Source organism: Vibrio sp. J1-1, assembly GCF_021728395.1.
Classification (GTDB): Bacteria; Pseudomonadota; Gammaproteobacteria; order Enterobacterales; family Vibrionaceae; genus Vibrio.
In genome coordinates this window covers 11628-28238 of the sequence record NZ_JAKKCM010000017.1, presented here as the reverse complement: position 1 = coordinate 28238, position 16611 = coordinate 11628, and the positions used below count along the sequence as shown (strand labels likewise).

Below are 16611 nucleotides of genomic sequence, written 5' to 3'. Positions count from 1 at the left end.
CTGCTAGCCCTCTAGCTTAGATTTGTCTCGTACTGCACCTTTGTCAGCACTGGTTGCCATGCTGGCGTACGCTTTAAGTGCAAAAGAAACTTCACGTTGACGATCGGCAGGTTTCCAACCGAGTTCGTCTTGTTTTGCACGACGTGCTGCCAGCTCATCTTCTGCTACATCGAGCGTGATAGAGCGACTTGGGATATCAATGGTGATGATGTCACCATCTTGAACCAAGCCAATCGTACCGCCACTGGCAGCTTCTGGGGATGCATGACCAATTGACAGACCCGATGTTCCACCAGAGAAGCGACCATCCGTTAGCAAGGCACAAGATTTTCCTAAGCCCATCGATTTTAGGTAAGTGGTTGGGTAGAGCATTTCTTGCATACCCGGACCGCCTTTGGGGCCTTCATAACGAATAACAACGACTTCACCCGCTTTAACTTTACCACCTAAGATGCCATCAACCGCTGAATCTTGGCTTTCAAATACAATCGCAGGACCTTGGAACTTAAGGTTTTCCTCATCAACACCAGCCGTTTTTACTATACAGCCATCAACCGCAATGTTACCTGAGAGAACGGCTAGGCCACCTTCTTGACTGAATGCGTTCTCTTTTGAACGGATACAGCCACCGGTACGGTCATCGTCTAGACGATCCCAGCGGCAGTCTTGTGAGAATGCTTTGGTGGTGCGAATACCCGCAGGGCCTGCTCGGAAGAACTTAAGTACTTCTTCGTTTTCTGTTTGCATGATGTCGTACTCGGCAAGCTGCTGCTGCAAAGTCATGCCTAATACCGTACTCGTGCTACCGTTTAGCAAACCGGCACGGTCTAGCTCACCTAAAATAGCCATTACGCCACCCGCACGGTGTACATCTTCCATGTGGTATTTCTGTGTCGATGGCGCCACTTTACATAAGTGTGGTACGCGACGAGACATTTCATCGATATCGTTCATATCGAAGTCTATTTCACCTTCTTGCGCAGCGGCTAAAAGGTGCAAAACGGTGTTGCTTGAGCCACCCATTGCGATGTCCAGCGCCATTGCGTTTTCAAAGGCGTCGCGGTTAGCAATGTTGCGTGGTAGGGCGGATTCGTCATCTTGCTCGTAGTAACGTCGAGTCAGTTCAACGATACGTTTACCAGCGTTAATAAACAATTGTTCACGGTCGGCGTGTGTTGCCAGCATCGAGCCATTGCCTGGTTGAGATAAGCCTAGAGCTTCTGTGAGGCAGTTCATTGAGTTGGCGGTAAACATGCCTGAGCACGAGCCACAGGTTGGACAAGCCGAGCGTTCGACCTGTTCGCTTTGCTCATCCGACACGGTTGGATCCGCGCCCTGGATCATCGCATCAACCAAATCGAGTTTGATAATTTGATCAGAAAGCTTGGTTTTACCTGCTTCCATTGGGCCGCCAGAAACAAAGATAACCGGAATGTTTAGGCGCATAGCGGCCATCATCATTCCCGGAGTGATTTTGTCACAGTTAGAGATACATACCATGGCATCGGCACAGTGTGCATTTACCATGTACTCTACAGAGTCGGCAATCAATTCACGTGAAGGCAGTGAGTAAAGCATACCGCCGTGACCCATTGCGATACCGTCGTCGACAGCAATGGTATTGAATTCTTTTGCGATGCCACCTGCTTTTTCGATTTCACCGGCAACCAATTGACCCATATCTTTCAGGTGTACGTGTCCAGGTACAAATTGAGTAAACGAGTTCACCACAGCGATGATTGGCTTACCAAAGTCTTCATCTTTTACACCAGTTGCACGCCAAAGCGCGCGGGCGCCAGCCATGTTACGACCATGTGTGGTGGTTGCTGATCTATATTTTGGCATTTCCTAATTCCTTCTTACTTCTGCTCTGGGTACACACAGTCTAATCAGCCCACTTCTCTTCCGTGGTGCTGTTAAATAGGCCATCGTAGGCCTCTTGCAGTAGTTTATTGACTGGACAACGCTTGGCGCTGTCCATTTCCATTTTTTCGATTGTTACCACAGGTATAGCTTTCGTCATTAAACCGAATAAAATCGGTAGTCAGCGTTGCTATCCTTACGCATTTACGTGTTGTTGTAAGTTGTGATTTGGCAGTTCATCGTTGCGGATTTTTAGTACCTCAACTTTGCGAATATCCCACAGTTTTTCAATTTGATTGATCAAAAATGAGATTGGTCGATCGCTGTCGACGATGATCTCTACACTGGCTACTTTACTTTCGTGGTTTTGAGTCGCCGCCACTTGTTTGATCACGAAGCCTCGGTGACGAATCACACGTAAAACGCGCTCTAACAATACCGGTTTGTCATCGGCTTTGATGTCGAGTAAATATCTGTCCATGTGATCGTCTCCTAGGTGTTTTCCAACATATCACTGTTTGATGCGCCAGGTGGCACCAAAGGCCACACGTTTTCTTCTTCGTCGATTAACACGTGAAGCATGTAAGAAGTTTTGCTTTCCAGCATCTCTTTGAGAGCCGGTGCCACTTCTTCTTTTTTGGTGATGGTTTTGCCCGGTATGTCGAATGCTTTTGCCAGCATCACGAAATCAGGGTTGTCATCAAGGATAGTTTCACTATGTCGGCCATCAAAGAATAATGACTGCCACTGGCGTACCATGCCAAGACGTTGGTTGTTAAGAAGAACAATTTTCACCGGAATCTGGCGGCGTTTTAGCGTACCTAATTCCTGCACATTCATCATGAATGAACCGTCACCAGTAATAAGAATAGACTGATCATCCGGGCGAGCAACAGCAGCGCCCATTGCGGCTGGCAAGCCAAAGCCCATGGTGCCCAAACCGGCGGAAGTGATGAAGTTTTGCGGATCACGTGGCTGGATATGCTGCGCTGCCCACATTTGGTGTTGGCCTACGTCTGTTGAAACGATAGAGCTATCCGGCATCATGTCAGACAACTGCTTAAGCAGCAGTGGCGCGTAGATAAGTTCACCCGGATGGTCGTAGCGCCACTTGAATCCACTACGTAAGCTTTCACTGTGGTGAACCCATGGCGTGATGTCTTGGGTCAGTTCGAGCTGAGGAAGAATGGTATTAATATCGCCACGTAGTGGTGCGTTGGCGTGGCGTAACTTATGGATTTCTGCGGCATCGATGTCGATATGAATTACTTTTGCATGTGGCGCAAAAGTATCAAGCTTACCAGTCACACGGTCATCAAATCGCGCACCGACTACAATCAGTAGGTCTGCTTCCTGTACTACTAGGTTCGCTGCTTTGGTGCCATGCATGCCTAGCATACCTAAGTAATGAGGGTCATGACGTTCAATGGTGCCTAAGCCTTTTAGAGTGCTTACCGCTGGCATTGGATTCAGACGTAAGAACTCTCGTACCACATCGGTCGCTTTCGCTAACTGAACACCGCCACCGACGTATAATACAGGGCGAGTAGAAGCGGCTAACACCTCTTGTGCGCGTTTTATGTCTTCGGTAGGGACATCTTCGATTGCTGGTGCAACATATGGCGTAAGCAAATCTGTTGGTGCTTGAGCAAGCTGAACGTCTTTAGCGATATCAACAATGACTGGGCCTGGACGACCGGTTTTCGCTACTTCAAACGCCTCGGCTAGCGTAGGAGCGAGATCTTCAATTTCAGTAACTAGGTAGCTGTGCTTCGTACAAGCTAAAGACATACCAATCACATCCATTTCTTGGAAGGCATCGGTACCGATGTGAGAACTGGCAACCTGACCTGTAATGGCAACCAGTGGAACGGAATCAAGGAAAGCGTCGGCCAGGCCGGTAACGAGGTTTGTGGCTCCAGGGCCGGAAGTTGCCATACAAACGGCAACATCTTGAGTGGATCGAGCCATACCAATAGCGGCCATGGCTGCGCCTTGCTCATGACGGCATAAGATGTGCTCGACACCTCCGTCATACAAAGCATCGTAGATTGGCATGATGGCCCCACCGGGGTAACCAAACACGGTCTGGATGCCTTGCTGTCTTAAAGCGGCTACGACAAGTTGTGCACCGGTCATCGTAAACCTCCTTTGCTACGTTGTGGCTCGTAGCTATCGCCATGTGTTTTGCACTTCATGTGCACTCCCATTCTTCCCGTTAAACTGTCCAAGGGTTAGACAGATGACAACTTGTAGTTGTAAAAAAACCCCCGGACCTTTCAGTGCGGGGGTTTTTTATAATTTGTGGTTATCTTTCGCCCACAACACCCCGCGCGGTTCCAATAATGACCACGATAATCAGGGCTAGCAGTGAGTTAATGTAAGCGAATAGATTCATCTGTCTGTCGTTCTGTTTTCGTTAAATTTTGTTGTGTAATGTTCTACGAAATTGTTTGCGTCATTAGTGGTATCACACAATTCCTCTGCATGACAAGCAAAAAGTCATTCTTTTTTCACATTAACTCCTAATTTAGACGCGGTATATAACATAACCACATAGAAAAGTACTTGTTTATAAAGCAATCAATAACTCGTTGGGGAGCGTATGGGGCTGGCAATCATTTATAGTCGGGCAAGTGTCGGTGTGCAGGCACCATCAGTAAGTGTAGAAGTACACATTAGTAACGGTATGCCGGGCTTTACGTTGGTCGGGCTGCCAGAAACCACGGTAAAAGAATCGAAAGATAGGGTACGCAGTGCCATCATCAATTCCAATTTTCAATTTCCCGCCAAGCGTATCACGGTCAACTTAGCTCCTGCGGATCTGCCCAAAGAGGGAGGACGCTTTGACTTACCTATTGCATTGGGGATTTTGGCTGCTTCAGAGCAAATCGCGACAGATAAGCTCAAAAACTACGAGTTTGTTGGCGAGTTAGCGTTGTCTGGAGGCTTAAGACCTGTGAAAGGCGTGCTTCCTGCTGCGCTCGCTGCGAGCAAGGTCCAGCGTCATTTGGTGGTGCCGCATGTGAACGGTGATCAGGCTGCGCTGGTGGCTAAAGAGCAGCATAAGTCTGCTCAGTCGTTGCTTGAGGTATGCGCTGAATTGTGCGGTCAGCATCGGCTCAGTTTGCATCAAGCACCTAAGCGAATTGTGTCAGAAAACCATAACCGAGATCTGCAAGACATTATCGGCCAGCAGCAGGGAAAGCGGGCTCTGGAGATCGCGGCGGCAGGTAACCATAACCTGTTATTTTTGGGACCGCCTGGCACAGGAAAAACCATGTTAGCATCGCGCTTATGCGATTTGTTACCCGAAATGAGTGATGAAGAAGCGATGGAAACTGCGTCCGTCGCGTCACTGACCCAAAGTGAAATCAATGAACATAACTGGAAGCGACGACCGTTTCGTTCTCCACACCACTCCAGCTCTATGGCGGCATTAGTTGGAGGAGGCTCAGTGCCGAGGCCAGGTGAGATTTCTTTGGCGCACAATGGCTTATTGTTTCTCGATGAAATGCCAGAGTTTGATCGTAAGGCTTTGGACTCGCTGAGAGAGCCGCTGGAATCGGGAGAAATTATCATCTCTCGGGCTCAGGGCAAAACCCGTTTTCCCGCTCGATTTCAGCTGGTGGGTGCACTCAACCCCAGTCCGACGGGTTATTATGAAGGCAATCAGGCTCGTACCAATCCACAAGCGATTTTGCGCTATTTAGGTCGCTTATCAGGACCGTTACTTGATCGATTTGATATGTCGTTAGAAATCCCAGCGTTGCCAAAGGGCACATTATCGGAGGGAGGTGACCGAGGTGAGACTACAGCGGTAGTTAAAGCGCGAGTTAATGATGCTCGTCAGAACATGTTAAGCCGCAGCGGCAAGGTGAATGCTTTGCTGGGGAGTCGCGAGATAGAAACGTTTTGTCCACTGCAAAAAAGTGATGCTGAGTTTCTGGAGACTGTCTTACACAGGCTGGGGTTGTCCATTCGCGCGTATCATCGCATCATTAAAGTTGCTCGTACTATTGCCGATTTGGATGGGGAAGAGCAGATTGAGCGCTCCCATTTGGCAGAAGCGCTTGGATATCGTGCTATGGATCGGTTACTGAAACAGATTACTGCTCAGGCCGTGTGAGATATGCGAGCTAAGATAACCATCCTTGATAGCAGGGGCAGACAGCCAGTTAAAAGCGATAGCTGAAGCCTAACGAGAATAGGTATTCCTTCTCGTCATAGAAGGTGATGTTTGAGTCTGTTTGGCTATAGCCTGCGAACGAAATGAAAGACCAGTCTTGCCAGTCAAACACATTTTGGTATTCGTAAGCGGCAAACAGGCTCAACGTGTCGTCACTGCGTGTCTTGGTGAAGGTTGCGCTTTTAGATTGGTAGTCCTGAAGCGTATATCCGCCGGTAAGTGCTAAGCGGTGACGATTGATGAATTTAAACCAGCTAAGCTCAAAGCCATATGAATCAAAGGATTCTGCTTTACCATCGGCATCTTGGTTAATGTACGTAAACGCGGGTTGCAGTATTGATGTGCGATCCAATGAAATTCGATAGTCACCTTTGATGTAGTAAATATCAGCATCACGAGCTAGGGAGTGATCCGTCACTTCCTCTTTATCAATTTCTTTGTCGGCATAAGCAAGATCCAGGTTGAAGCTTTTATCAATCAGCCCTTTGACCTGAAAGCGATAAGCGTTGCCGCCTTCATCGGTTGTGCGTCGAGCGACACCGATCTGATAAGGATTACGCCAGGTTTCCCCTTTCAACACGGTTGGTAGGTACGATACATCGAGTACCGTGCCTGAAGGCAATTTATATTGATACCCTAACTGGAATGCCAGTGTACCGATGGCCACATCTGAACGAGTGGTACCAGCGTATACTTGCTGGTTAAGTTGTTTACCGAAGGTATAGGCGATTTTTCCTAGAGGGGCTGCGACTACCGAGCTATCGCTGTCAGCACGGTGATTGAGTGAATCGATGGTCCTGCTGTTATTGGTATTAAAGTTAGATTCTGACGCAATAAAGGCAGCGTTCAGTGAAATCTCGCCGCTGAATCCGGAGGTTTCTGCGAGCTGTGCCTGAGCTGAACTGGCGATAAAGGCCAAGGTCAGGACCGTTAATCTTGGTTTCATTCATGATCTCCCTATTTGTGAATGAATGGTTTAAGCAATGATTGAGTGTTTTTTACAGTTGAGAGTTGCTAAATTGCTTTTCCTAATACGAAAATATATTCCCTATGTTTCGTATTGTGCAAGGCGATTACTTCAACGATAAACCATACAAGCGTTAGCTTCAGCAGTGGTTGGATGGTGTCTGGCAAGAGAAAGACCAGCTACTGCAAGACATGCACGGGTAAAAACAGACAAAACAAAAGGGAGCCGAAGCTCCCCTTTGCGCAATCTAGAATGGGTTACTTAAGTTCTAATAAATAGTTTACCAGAGCAAAATACTCATCCATGGTTTTGATGCTTTGCGCTTGTACCAGGTATTTGTTGTTTACAATCACCGCAGGAACACCTGTCAGGCCACTGTCTTCAAACTGTTTGTCCATACGACGAACCATAGAGTCGACAGCAAATCCTTTGAATGCGGAGTCAAACTTCTTCTCATCCACACCTTCATCTAAGAAGATTTGACGCAGTTCTGCATCGTCGCGCGGCGCTTTACGCAAATTGTGGATGCGGTTAAACATCACAGGTACCATTTTATCTTCAACCTTAAGTGCAACCATGGTTGCGAATGCTTTGCTCATTGAAGGGCCCATGCTGCCACCCATAAAGGATACGTGGTTCTTTTGTAGTTTCACGCCTTCAGGTAACTGCTTTTTAAGTTGCTGAATAATCGGCTCAAACGAATTACAGTGCGGGCAGTAGAATGAGAAGAATTCAGTCACTACAGGCTTCTTAGACGCCTCTAGATCTAATACTTTATAGTGTTCACCTTGGTTGAATTGTGCGGCTTGTGCTGAGAGGCTCAGCATCAACATAGAAAACAGTACGAACAACTTTTTCATTTATATATCTCCATTTTGAATGAGTTGGCTGACTTACCATTGAGGCATTAAAGAAAGGGGTGCTTCTTGTAAGTTGGCAATCTGCTCTTTAAAGCCAAGAACCTGACCTTCCCAGTATTTTGGCTCATTAAACCATGGAAAAGCCAACGGAAATGCAGGGTCATGCCAACGTTTTGCTAACCATGCCATGTAATGCACCATTCGTAGACCGCGAAGTGGCTCAATTAGTTTCAATTCTGCGGAGTTAAAATCACAAAACTCTTGATAAGCTTCCAGAACGATATCCAGCTGCATCAGCTTATCTTGTCGATCCCCATTCAAAAGCATCCACAAGTCTTGTACTGCGGGTCCGTTTCGGGAATCATCTAGGTCGACGAACATCGGTCCATCCCGCCAAAGAATGTTACCCGGGTGACAGTCACCATGTAGGCGAATGCTGTTAAAGCTGTCCTGCCAGTGGGCTTCGATGGCTTTGATCAGGACATCCAGATCGTTAAAGAAACTGTTCTCCAGATGCATGGGAATCATGTTCGAGTTTTGCAGAATCTCTCTAGGCTGGTAGAGATATTCTTGTAAGCCGATACTTGGTCTGTGTTGAAAGGTCTTTTTACCGCCAACCTTATGGATTCGACCTAAAAATCGACCGACGCCCTCCAGTTGATTCAGATTGTCCACTTCAAACTGGCGTCCGCCAACACTTTCAAACAGCGCGAAACCGTAGCCTTGGTAGTGATGTAACGTTTGGCCGTTAAGAATGACGGGTGGCGCGACAGGGATTTCGTTTTCGATTAGCTCCAAAGTGAAATCGTGCTCTTCCTGAATTTGTTCGTTGCTCCAACGTTCAGGGCGATAGAACTTCACCACATAGCGGCGACGCTCCTCATCGGTAAACTGATAAACGCGGTTTTCATAACTGTTGAGAGGAAGAAAGCCAGATTCCGCGCGAATACCAATGCTTTCTAACGCATACCACATAAAATCTGGTGTGAGGGCGTTAAAGTTAAACGTACCTTGGGACATATAAATAAAAAGGCTCATTGCTGAGCCTTTTTCCGTTAGTCATCGAATTTGAAATCAGAGTTTCTTGATAAACCGGCTTTCCACTTCGATGGTGAATTCATTGCTCTTATCGGTGAGTATAAACTGAATTGTGGTTATCGCAGAGTTTAGCTTGTCAGGATCGGCGCCAAGACTCATTGGTAAGTTCAATACTTCACCAGGCTGTACCTGAATGGTCTGCTTTCCATACCAGCTCACATCGCTCAAGCCTGTCACATCCAGTTGGTATTCTTGCACTTGCTGGGTCTTGTTGATCACTTTGAGCGTATAAGTATTCTCGACTTCTCCCGAGCTATTAACGCGGAACAGTTGGTTGCGGTCTCTAAGCACACTCATACCAGCTGGGTCAACGGACGCAACCTGAGCGAAGAATAAGCCGATCATAATCAGGAATACCGCACCATAGCCGAGCAGTTTCGGACGCATTACCTTTGTATGTTTACCAGATAAGCGGTGCTCCGTGGTGTAGCTGATTAACCCTTTCTCATAACCCATGCGATCCATGGTTTTGTCACATGCATCAATACAGGCGCCACAGTTGATGCACTCATATTGCAAGCCGTCGCGAATATCGATGCCTGTAGGGCAGACCTGCACACACAAATCACAGTCGATACAGTCGCCCAAGCCAAGTTGTTTTGGATCAGCCTTACGTGAGCGCGGCCCTCGTTTTTCACCGCGTTTGGTATCGTAGCCGACAATGAAGGTGTCTTTGTCGAACATAGCAGACTGGAAGCGCGCGTAAGGACACATGTGAATACACATGATAGATCGCATCCAACCAGCGTTACCGTACGTACAGATTGCAAAGAACATCACCCAGAAAACAGGCCAGAAGCTGGAGTTAAAAGTGAAGAAGTCGATCACCAGTTGCTTCATTGGCACAAAGTAACCGACAAAGGTGAATCCAGTAATCAGTGCTATCGAAAACCAGGCAACATGCTTGAGCGTTTTACGCATGGCTAAGTTGGCGGTTAGCGTGTTGGCGTCTTGTTTACGACGCTTATTCGCGCTGCCTTCAAGCTTTTCTTCAAACCAAATGTACATAAATGTCCAGACGGTTTGTGGGCACAGATAACCACACCAGACCCTACCTAAAAAGGTGGTGATGAAGAACAGACCAAACGCCCCGATAACAAACAGCAGTGCAAGTAGAGTAAGATCTTGCGGATAGAGTGTGGTACCAAAAAAGTTGAACTGTTGATTACCGATATCTAATAAAATCGCTTGACGATCTCCGTACGGAATCCAAGGGGTCAAAGCAAACAGTAGCAGTAAAAACCAGCCGCCGTAGCGTCTTAGTTTTTGATAGGTTCCTTTACTTTCACGTACATAGATGCGGTTGCTTGGGTTAAAACGGTCCCCGTTACCTTTGTGGGTTTTGGGGTTAAAAGTTTTCGGAGTCACATCTTTAATGTCGATCTTATCCTGACTCATGTACTCATCCTTCTTAGGCTTTTTATAATGTTCGGCGTCATTTCTGATGATGTCGCTCTATGACATTGCAATTCGTTAACTATTTTAGTTAATGCTGATAAACGGTGATTATACAACCAATAACATTTTCTTTTCTTTAACGTAGTCAATGTTTAACAACAAAAGTCAGCACAGTTAATCTGATAATTGGCTGAACAGTTCTAACTTCCTGTTATCTATTACGTTCGGTTGTAAAAAGCGACTCACTTGAGTCGCTTGGATTCTTGTAGGTATATGGTTTATTTGATGATGCCGCGCGCGCGTAATAGAGCCGTTTTGAAATCATCTTCCTGGTCTTTTTTCAAACCGGGGATCATTTCATCTTTAGTGCTGTTACGCATTTTCAAATGGTAGATCAGAACATCGTCGGTGAGGTCTTCCAGTTTACCCTCATAACCCGCTTCTGAAGACAGTTTTACAATAAACTGCATCAGGTTCATGTCTTGGTCTTTTTGCCACTCTGGCTCCAATAGCTCAATCAGCTCTTCAATACGATGACACTTCATTTCTTTCTCCACAAATTTTATAGGTATTTTGTTTAAGGTATCAAATTGCATTGATAAGACAAATAGGTGTCCGTGCACAAACTGATCGTTTGAGAGTTTTCTGAAGTTCTAGATAGGGAAAAGAAAAGCGCAGCTGATGCCGCGCTTTTTATTAAGCTGCTTTGATAACTTTGGACGGAGCTTTCGACGTTACCGCTTTTTTCTCAACCAATGTCATAGCTGGCGCAACTTGGCTTGCCTTTGGTGCAGCAGCAAAGCCACTGCGGCGACGCATTGCACTATTATTGGTGTGTGCGAACCTGACTGTTGTTGGGCGCATTTAATTACCTAACTGTCAGGCATATCCATTGCCGTTCTAATGCCCTGAATCACTATGAGCTAATCTTGAACTGCTTAAAGCTTCGCTCTTTTGGCTCACGCCAGTCCGGTTAGTGAGTCAGGAATAACGATATGCATGCATATCAAATAATAGGTTAGCACTCTTGTTATAATTGGTCGATACTTGAGCAATCGAATTCTTTCTATTTTGTCATTTTAAACGGAAAATGAGTGCAAAAATTTGTTTTGATCCCCTGATCAGCGGTAGTAGTATGAGATCTCTACAAAGGAGGTGCATATGTCATTTATAAAGAAGACACTTGCGAGTTTTGGTATCGGCAGTGCTAAGGTCGATTCGATCCTCAATCAGGATGTGATATATCCCGGTCAGAGTGTGGATGTGTCTATCCATGTTTATGGTGGAGCGACAGAACAAAAGATCGATAACATCGATATGAAGCTTTGTTGTCGCTACATTGCAGAGGCACCTGATGATCGAGGTTCTCGAGAAGGGCATAACATGCGTCGAGTACCGCAGACTCATGTCTTGGCTGAATGGAGCCTCCCTTACTCGTTCACCATTCATTCCGCAGAAGAGCGTACCTTTGATGTGAAGATCGACGTTCCTTGGAATACCCCAGTTACGATTGGCGATGCGAAAGTGTGGCTTGAAACAGGACTGGACGTTGCCACCTCGCTTGACCCCACCGATAAAGACACACTTACCATTCGACCCGATCCTCTTATGGACGCCATTTTATCAGCGTTTGAAGCTCAAGGGTTACGTATTCGTCAAGTGGAATGTGAAGAGGTTAATGGCTTTGACCTGCCATTTGTTCAGGAATTTGAAATGGTGCCAACCGATGGGCCGTACCATGGCGTTTGGCGTGAATTGGAATTTGTTGCCCATCGCAGTGAGGACGAGTTGAAACTATGGTTTGAAGTTGACCGAACGCGAAGTGGTGCTGGAGGGATGCTGGCGAGCCTACTCGGGAGTGGTAAACTTAACCGAGAACTGACGATTCCAGTGACGACCAGCCCTGAAGACGTGGGAGAGATCGTACTTAATTATCTCGACCAAACCACGGCCACCCATGACCCTGAATTTTAGCTTACACGTGTACGCCTAATGTGCCATACTAGAGTGAAATCACACGCTCTAGTATAGGTGCTCCGATGTCATCACCACAGAAACCTGAATACAGTCAGAGTGAAGAATTTGCCAATTCTCTCACCCATGGCCTTGGGATGGTTTTAGGTATTGTAGGGCTGATTCTGCTGTTGATCAGAGCATTGGATCAGCAAGCGGATACCTTGACCATAACCAGCATGGCTATCTATGGTTCGAGTATTATTGTGCTGTTTCTTGCATCAACACTGTACCATTCAATTCCGCATCCGAAAGCCAAACGCTGGCTGAAAACGTTTGACCATTGCGCGATCTATTTACTGATAGCGGGTAGTTACACGCCATTTTTATTGGTGAGTTTGCGTACGCCTTTGGCAATTGGTTTGATGATCGTAATATGGAGCATTGCCTTAATAGGCATCATCATGAAAGTGGCATTTATTCATCGCTTTAAGCATCTGTCACTGACGAGCTATCTGGTGATGGGTTGGCTATCGCTGATTGTTATTTATGAGTTGGCGATCACTTTGGATGTTGGTGGTCTAACTCTGCTAGCGGTGGGTGGCTTGATTTATTCTCTTGGGGTTATTTTTTACGTGGCTAAGCGCATTCCATTTAATCATGCGATTTGGCATGGCTTTGTTCTGGCGGGTTGCGTGTGTCACTTCTTCGCTATCTACTATTTTGTCGAGCCGATCTAAGTTAGCTTACTTTAGCCGACCCGACTGTCGTACGTATTAACGAGTTTGTACTTCAACCACTGTTGCTGAAAACTGGTATTGCTGCGATTGTGGCACTGCCAGTTTGATAATTTTACCTTGCTCAGCCTGTTGTGGACGAAGATAGGTATCAGCCATGCGTTTGATCGACTGCCAAACAATGACCTTTTCTTTTGCCAGCGCCTTTCCGGACATATCGAACACCTGAACTTCGACTTCAATCTGAACGACTGACTGCGAGCTTTGATTAGTGATCGAAGTAGGAAAGATCAGTTCGCCACCTGCGTAGCTTGCAGAGCCAATCAATATATCCACACCAGAATCAGACAGCTGCATGGTTGGCTTTTTCGCATTGACGGTAACCGTCGTGCCTACGGTTTTTGAGACAGCAGGAATTGTCGCTATTACTGGAGTAGCAACAGGTTCAGTAGCCGCTGTTACCGTTTTGGTTGCGGAGACTGTAGTCGCTTTTGGTGTTGTGTTCTCAACCACATACTCCCAAGTAAAGTCATCATTTAACTTTACGTTTCTTCCATCGGCTAACGTTACTACCTCGGCAGCATAAACCGATGGAGTGGCCAGCAGAGTAGCCAAAGTAATCCAAGTTTTCATTGTTGTCCCTTTTATTTTATTGCCGTTAACGACGCCAGAAGGCTGGAAAGAACAATACAAGAATAGTCAGAATTTCCAGACGGCCCATTAACATGCCAAAACTTAATAACCATTTCGCGGAGTCGGGTAATGGAGCAAAGTTACCAGTGGGACCAATCACCGAACCCATACCCGGACCGACGTTAGCAACTGCCGTAATCGAGCCAGATATGCTGGTGATTGGGTCTAAACCGAGTGCACTCAGGCAGCCAGCAATAAAGATGATGGTGATAAAGAACATCAACACAAAAGCGACAACGGAACGCACAATATCGTCGTTCACCGGGCGTTGGTTATAGCGCTGGACAAAAACACCAGAAGGGTGCACCAGTTTCATCATCTGCTTGTTCAGTAGGGTCATTGCAACCTGAAAGCGGAATATTTTTATCCCACCAGATGTTGAACCTGAGCAGGCTCCAGCAATCATTAGGAAGGCAAACAGTGTGGTTGGTAATGCTCCCCACGCAGTGAAGTCTTCCAGTCCAAATCCGGTCGTCGTCACGACTGAGACGATATTGAACATCGACACACGCAAAGCATCGAGTATGGTGTAACCATCGCGAATAACCAGCCAGCATGAAATAACTAGACTTGAGAAGAGGAACAGGTAAGCAAAACCACGTACCTGGGCATCGTTAAGTAGGATATCAATACGACGTTTTCTCAGTGCCGCAACGAATAGCAAGAAAGGTAATCCACCCAGAAACATAAAGGTTGTCGCTACCCAGTGCGCTCCGTTAGAGAAATGGTTCATTGAGCCATCAGATGTCGAGTAACCACCAGTCGACAGGGTGGTAAACGCGTGGTTGATTGCCTCGAAGACACTCATGCCTGTCAGTATATAACCGCCAATACACAGCCCGGTTAAGATCAGGTAAACCAGCACTATGTTTTTAGCGACCGTTTTGGCCCTTGGGCTACTTTTATCCGACCAATCAGAAGATTCCGTTTGGAACAGCTTCATACCACCGACGTTAAGCATAGGCAAAACGGCTACCGCCATCACGATAAAGCCCACGCCACCAAGCCATTGCAGGATTGAACGCCACAATAAGATGCTTGGTGCCATGTCATCCAGGCCGCTTAGAACCGTTGAACCAGTGGTGGTGATCCCCGACATGGTTTCGAAATAGGCATCGGTAAAACTGATGTGGTTAATAAAAACAAACGGCAACGCCGCGAAAGCACTCGCTATGGTCCAGACTAAGCTGGTTATGAGGAACATGTCGCGCACACTGAGTTTGAATTTAGCGGTTCGGCCGATACTCAGGCAGATAAACGCAGCCAGGTGTGTAATCACCACAGCTTGGGCGAAGTCGAGAAACCCGCCGGTACCAGTAAAGAAAGCGACCAAAGTAGGCACGTACATAAAAAGGGCCAGTTTGGATAAAACCAGCCCGATAACAAACAGTACGGGACGTAAATTGACCATAAGAGAGTCCTAGAGGAAAAATGGGCTCGGCTGGAACAGAGCTTCGACGTCTGGAACGTACTTTTTGTCGACTAGGAACATCACAACATGGTCATCTTGCTCGATGATAGTACGGTCGTGAGCGATAAGTACTTCTTCACCACGCACAATGGCACCAATGGTGGTGCCGGGTGGAAGTTTAATGTCACCAATGGCGCGACCAACCACTTTCGATGTTGTTTCATCACCATGGGCAACAGCTTCGATCGCTTCGGCGGCACCGCGGCGTAGAGAAGATACGTTCACAATATCGGCACGGCGAACATGAGTTAAAAGAGCAGAAATAGTGGCTTGCTGAGGTGATATTGCGACATCAATTACCCCTCCTTGCACAAGGTCGACATAGGCACCGCGCTGAATCAGTACCATTACCTTTTTAGCCCCCATACGTTTGGCAAGCATCGCAGACATGATGTTGGTTTCATCTTCGTTTGTCAGCGCAATGAATACGTCGACCTGATCGATGTTTTCTTCGGCTAATAGCTCTTGGTCTGCAGCATCACCACAGAAGACGATGGTGTTTTCGAGTTGCTCAGAAAGACTTTCTGCTCGTTGGTAGTTCCGCTCGATTAACTTCACACTGTAGGTTTGTTCTAGACGTCTGGCTAAGCTTGCACCGATGTTACCGCCACCAACAATCATAATGCGGCGGTAAGGCTTCTCAAGTCGCTGTAGTTCACTCATTACTGAGCGAATATGATTACTTGCCGCGACAAAGAAAACCTCATCGTCAGCTTCGATGATAGTCGTGCCTTGTGGACGAATTGGGCGACCTTGACGAAAAATTGCCGCCACACGGGTATCAATGTGTGGCATGTGCTCTCTCAGCGCAGAGAGTGCGTTACCCACTAACGGACCGCCATAGTAGGCTTTTACGGCGACCAGACTGACTTTCTGTTCAGCGAAGCTGACTACCTGTAGCGCGCCAGGGTATTGAATTAGACGCTCAATATAGCTGGTTACCAGTTCTTCAGGTGCAATAAGGTGATCGACAGGTATCGCACCAGACTTAAATAGGGCTTCTTTTTCTGCCAGATACTCTGGCGAACGGATACGTGCAACACGGTTAGGCGTGTTAAACAGAGTGAAGGCTACCTGACATGCCGCCATATTGGTTTCGTCAGTGTTGGTAACCGCAACCAGCATGTCGGCATCTTGTGCGCCGGCTTCGTGTAGTACATCTGGATGGCTTGCATGGCCATTGACCACACGCAGGTCATATTTGTCCTGTAGTTCACGCAGTCGGTCAGAGTTGTTGTCGACGATGGTGATGTCGTTGTTCTCACCAACCAAGTTTTCTGCCAGTGTGCCGCCAACCTGACCAGCACCAAGAATAATGATCTTCATACTCTTTCTCGTTATCTGAAAAAGGCGATTGAATGCCTCCAATCGCCCTATTTAGC

At 46.9% G+C, this 16611-nt stretch carries 15 protein-coding genes and 1 pseudogene; 4 read left to right on the top strand and 12 right to left on the bottom strand.

Annotated features, from left to right (window positions below):
- Nucleotides 1–3: 3 nt before the first annotated feature.
- From ilvD to ilvG, 3 genes are all read right to left on the bottom strand, one after another.
- Nucleotides 4–1845 carry a dihydroxy-acid dehydratase gene (ilvD, locus tag L3V31_RS19950; RefSeq protein WP_237318683.1) on the bottom strand — a complete coding sequence of 614 codons (1842 nt, stop codon included), beginning with the start codon at nucleotides 1843–1845 and terminating at the stop codon, nucleotides 4–6.
- Between the two features lie 214 nt (nucleotides 1846–2059).
- On the bottom strand, nucleotides 2060–2344 hold the full coding sequence (gene ilvM / locus L3V31_RS19945) for an acetolactate synthase 2 small subunit (RefSeq protein WP_237318682.1): 285 nt from the start codon (nucleotides 2342–2344) through the stop codon (nucleotides 2060–2062).
- Between the two features lie 11 nt (nucleotides 2345–2355).
- Nucleotides 2356–4002: an acetolactate synthase 2 catalytic subunit gene (gene ilvG / locus L3V31_RS19940; RefSeq protein WP_237318680.1), complete on the bottom strand. Its 1647-nt coding sequence runs from the start codon at nucleotides 4000–4002 to the stop codon at nucleotides 2356–2358.
- A gap of 466 nt (nucleotides 4003–4468) precedes the next feature.
- On the opposite strand from ilvG, the gene L3V31_RS19935 reads away from it, so the two are divergent.
- Nucleotides 4469–5992, top strand: a complete 1524-nt coding sequence (locus L3V31_RS19935; RefSeq protein WP_237318678.1) for a YifB family Mg chelatase-like AAA ATPase — start codon at nucleotides 4469–4471, stop codon at nucleotides 5990–5992.
- 49 nt (nucleotides 5993–6041) lie between these two features.
- Here L3V31_RS19935 and L3V31_RS19930 read toward each other — a convergent pair whose 3' ends face one another.
- Nucleotides 6042–6998, bottom strand: a complete 957-nt coding sequence (locus tag L3V31_RS19930) for a DUF2860 domain-containing protein (RefSeq protein WP_237318677.1) — start codon at nucleotides 6996–6998, stop codon at nucleotides 6042–6044.
- Nucleotides 6999–7114: 116 nt separating this feature from the next.
- On the opposite strand from L3V31_RS19930, the pseudogene L3V31_RS19925 reads away from it, so the two are divergent.
- Nucleotides 7115–7222, top strand: a pseudogene (locus tag L3V31_RS19925) (acyltransferase); the annotation flags it as partial.
- A 54-nt stretch (nucleotides 7223–7276) separates the two neighbouring features.
- Here the strand turns inward: L3V31_RS19925 and L3V31_RS19920 are convergent.
- The 5 genes from L3V31_RS19920 to L3V31_RS19900 all read right to left on the bottom strand — a co-directional run bounded on the left by L3V31_RS19920 (nucleotide 7277) and on the right by L3V31_RS19900 (nucleotide 11239).
- Nucleotides 7277–7879 (bottom strand): thiol:disulfide interchange protein DsbA/DsbL, encoded by a 603-nt coding sequence (locus L3V31_RS19920; protein WP_237318674.1) that lies wholly within the window; start codon nucleotides 7877–7879, stop codon nucleotides 7277–7279.
- A 33-nt stretch (nucleotides 7880–7912) separates the two neighbouring features.
- Nucleotides 7913–8899, bottom strand: coding sequence for a serine/threonine protein kinase (locus tag L3V31_RS19915; RefSeq protein ID WP_237318764.1), 987 nt, complete (start codon nucleotides 8897–8899; stop codon nucleotides 7913–7915).
- A 54-nt stretch (nucleotides 8900–8953) separates the two neighbouring features.
- The gene (ccoG, locus tag L3V31_RS19910; protein ID WP_237318673.1) at nucleotides 8954–10375 is read right to left on the bottom strand and encodes a cytochrome c oxidase accessory protein CcoG; all 1422 of its coding nucleotides are present in this window, start codon (nucleotides 10373–10375) and stop codon (nucleotides 8954–8956) included.
- A 278-nt stretch (nucleotides 10376–10653) separates the two neighbouring features.
- A complete protein-coding gene (locus L3V31_RS19905; protein ID WP_237318671.1) occupies nucleotides 10654–10920 on the bottom strand; it encodes a YihD family protein in 267 nt (88 codons plus the stop codon).
- Between the two features lie 151 nt (nucleotides 10921–11071).
- Complete coding sequence (locus L3V31_RS19900) at nucleotides 11072–11239, bottom strand: hypothetical protein (RefSeq protein WP_237318669.1); 168 nt, start codon at nucleotides 11237–11239, stop codon at nucleotides 11072–11074.
- A 297-nt stretch (nucleotides 11240–11536) separates the two neighbouring features.
- Here L3V31_RS19900 and L3V31_RS19895 point away from each other — a divergent pair, with 297 nt between their 5' ends.
- Entirely contained in the window at nucleotides 11537–12349 is an 813-nt protein-coding gene (locus L3V31_RS19895; protein WP_237318667.1) for a sporulation protein, read from the top strand.
- A 65-nt stretch (nucleotides 12350–12414) separates the two neighbouring features.
- Nucleotides 12415–13068 carry a hemolysin III family protein gene (locus tag L3V31_RS19890; RefSeq protein WP_237318665.1) on the top strand — a complete coding sequence of 218 codons (654 nt, stop codon included), beginning with the start codon at nucleotides 12415–12417 and terminating at the stop codon, nucleotides 13066–13068.
- Between the two features lie 36 nt (nucleotides 13069–13104).
- Here the strand turns inward: L3V31_RS19890 and L3V31_RS19885 are convergent, their stop codons facing one another.
- The 3 genes from L3V31_RS19885 to trkA are packed head-to-tail and all read right to left on the bottom strand — an operon-like array spanning nucleotide 13105 to nucleotide 16555.
- Nucleotides 13105–13698: a DUF3157 family protein gene (locus L3V31_RS19885; RefSeq protein ID WP_237318663.1), complete on the bottom strand. Its 594-nt coding sequence runs from the start codon at nucleotides 13696–13698 to the stop codon at nucleotides 13105–13107.
- 25 nt (nucleotides 13699–13723) lie between these two features.
- Nucleotides 13724–15169, bottom strand: a complete 1446-nt coding sequence (locus tag L3V31_RS19880) for a TrkH family potassium uptake protein (protein WP_237318661.1) — start codon at nucleotides 15167–15169, stop codon at nucleotides 13724–13726.
- A 9-nt stretch (nucleotides 15170–15178) separates the two neighbouring features.
- Entirely contained in the window at nucleotides 15179–16555 is a 1377-nt protein-coding gene (gene trkA / locus L3V31_RS19875; protein ID WP_237318660.1) for a Trk system potassium transporter TrkA, read from the bottom strand.
- Between the last annotated feature and the right edge of the window lie 56 nt (nucleotides 16556–16611).

Excerpts from the sequence above, each read along its gene's own strand:
- ilvD (WP_237318683.1), bottom strand. The coding sequence starts at position 1,845 with ATGCCAAAATATAGATCAGCAACCACCACACATGGTCGTAACATGGCT.
- ilvM (WP_237318682.1), bottom strand. The coding sequence starts at position 2,344 with ATGGACAGATATTTACTCGACATCAAAGCCGATGACAAACCGGTATTG.
- ilvG (WP_237318680.1), bottom strand. The coding sequence starts at position 4,002 with ATGACCGGTGCACAACTTGTCGTAGCCGCTTTAAGACAGCAAGGCATC.
- L3V31_RS19935 (WP_237318678.1), top strand. The coding sequence starts at position 4,469 with ATGGGGCTGGCAATCATTTATAGTCGGGCAAGTGTCGGTGTGCAGGCA.
- L3V31_RS19930 (WP_237318677.1), bottom strand. The coding sequence starts at position 6,998 with ATGAAACCAAGATTAACGGTCCTGACCTTGGCCTTTATCGCCAGTTCA.
- L3V31_RS19920 (WP_237318674.1), bottom strand. The coding sequence starts at position 7,879 with ATGAAAAAGTTGTTCGTACTGTTTTCTATGTTGATGCTGAGCCTCTCA.
- L3V31_RS19915 (WP_237318764.1), bottom strand. The coding sequence starts at position 8,899 with ATGTCCCAAGGTACGTTTAACTTTAACGCCCTCACACCAGATTTTATG.
- ccoG (WP_237318673.1), bottom strand. The coding sequence starts at position 10,375 with ATGAGTCAGGATAAGATCGACATTAAAGATGTGACTCCGAAAACTTTT.
- L3V31_RS19905 (WP_237318671.1), bottom strand. The coding sequence starts at position 10,920 with ATGAAGTGTCATCGTATTGAAGAGCTGATTGAGCTATTGGAGCCAGAG.
- L3V31_RS19900 (WP_237318669.1), bottom strand. The coding sequence starts at position 11,239 with ATGCGCCCAACAACAGTCAGGTTCGCACACACCAATAATAGTGCAATG.
- L3V31_RS19895 (WP_237318667.1), top strand. The coding sequence starts at position 11,537 with ATGTCATTTATAAAGAAGACACTTGCGAGTTTTGGTATCGGCAGTGCT.
- L3V31_RS19890 (WP_237318665.1), top strand. The coding sequence starts at position 12,415 with ATGTCATCACCACAGAAACCTGAATACAGTCAGAGTGAAGAATTTGCC.
- L3V31_RS19885 (WP_237318663.1), bottom strand. The coding sequence starts at position 13,698 with ATGAAAACTTGGATTACTTTGGCTACTCTGCTGGCCACTCCATCGGTT.
- L3V31_RS19880 (WP_237318661.1), bottom strand. The coding sequence starts at position 15,169 with ATGGTCAATTTACGTCCCGTACTGTTTGTTATCGGGCTGGTTTTATCC.
- trkA (WP_237318660.1), bottom strand. The coding sequence starts at position 16,555 with ATGAAGATCATTATTCTTGGTGCTGGTCAGGTTGGCGGCACACTGGCA.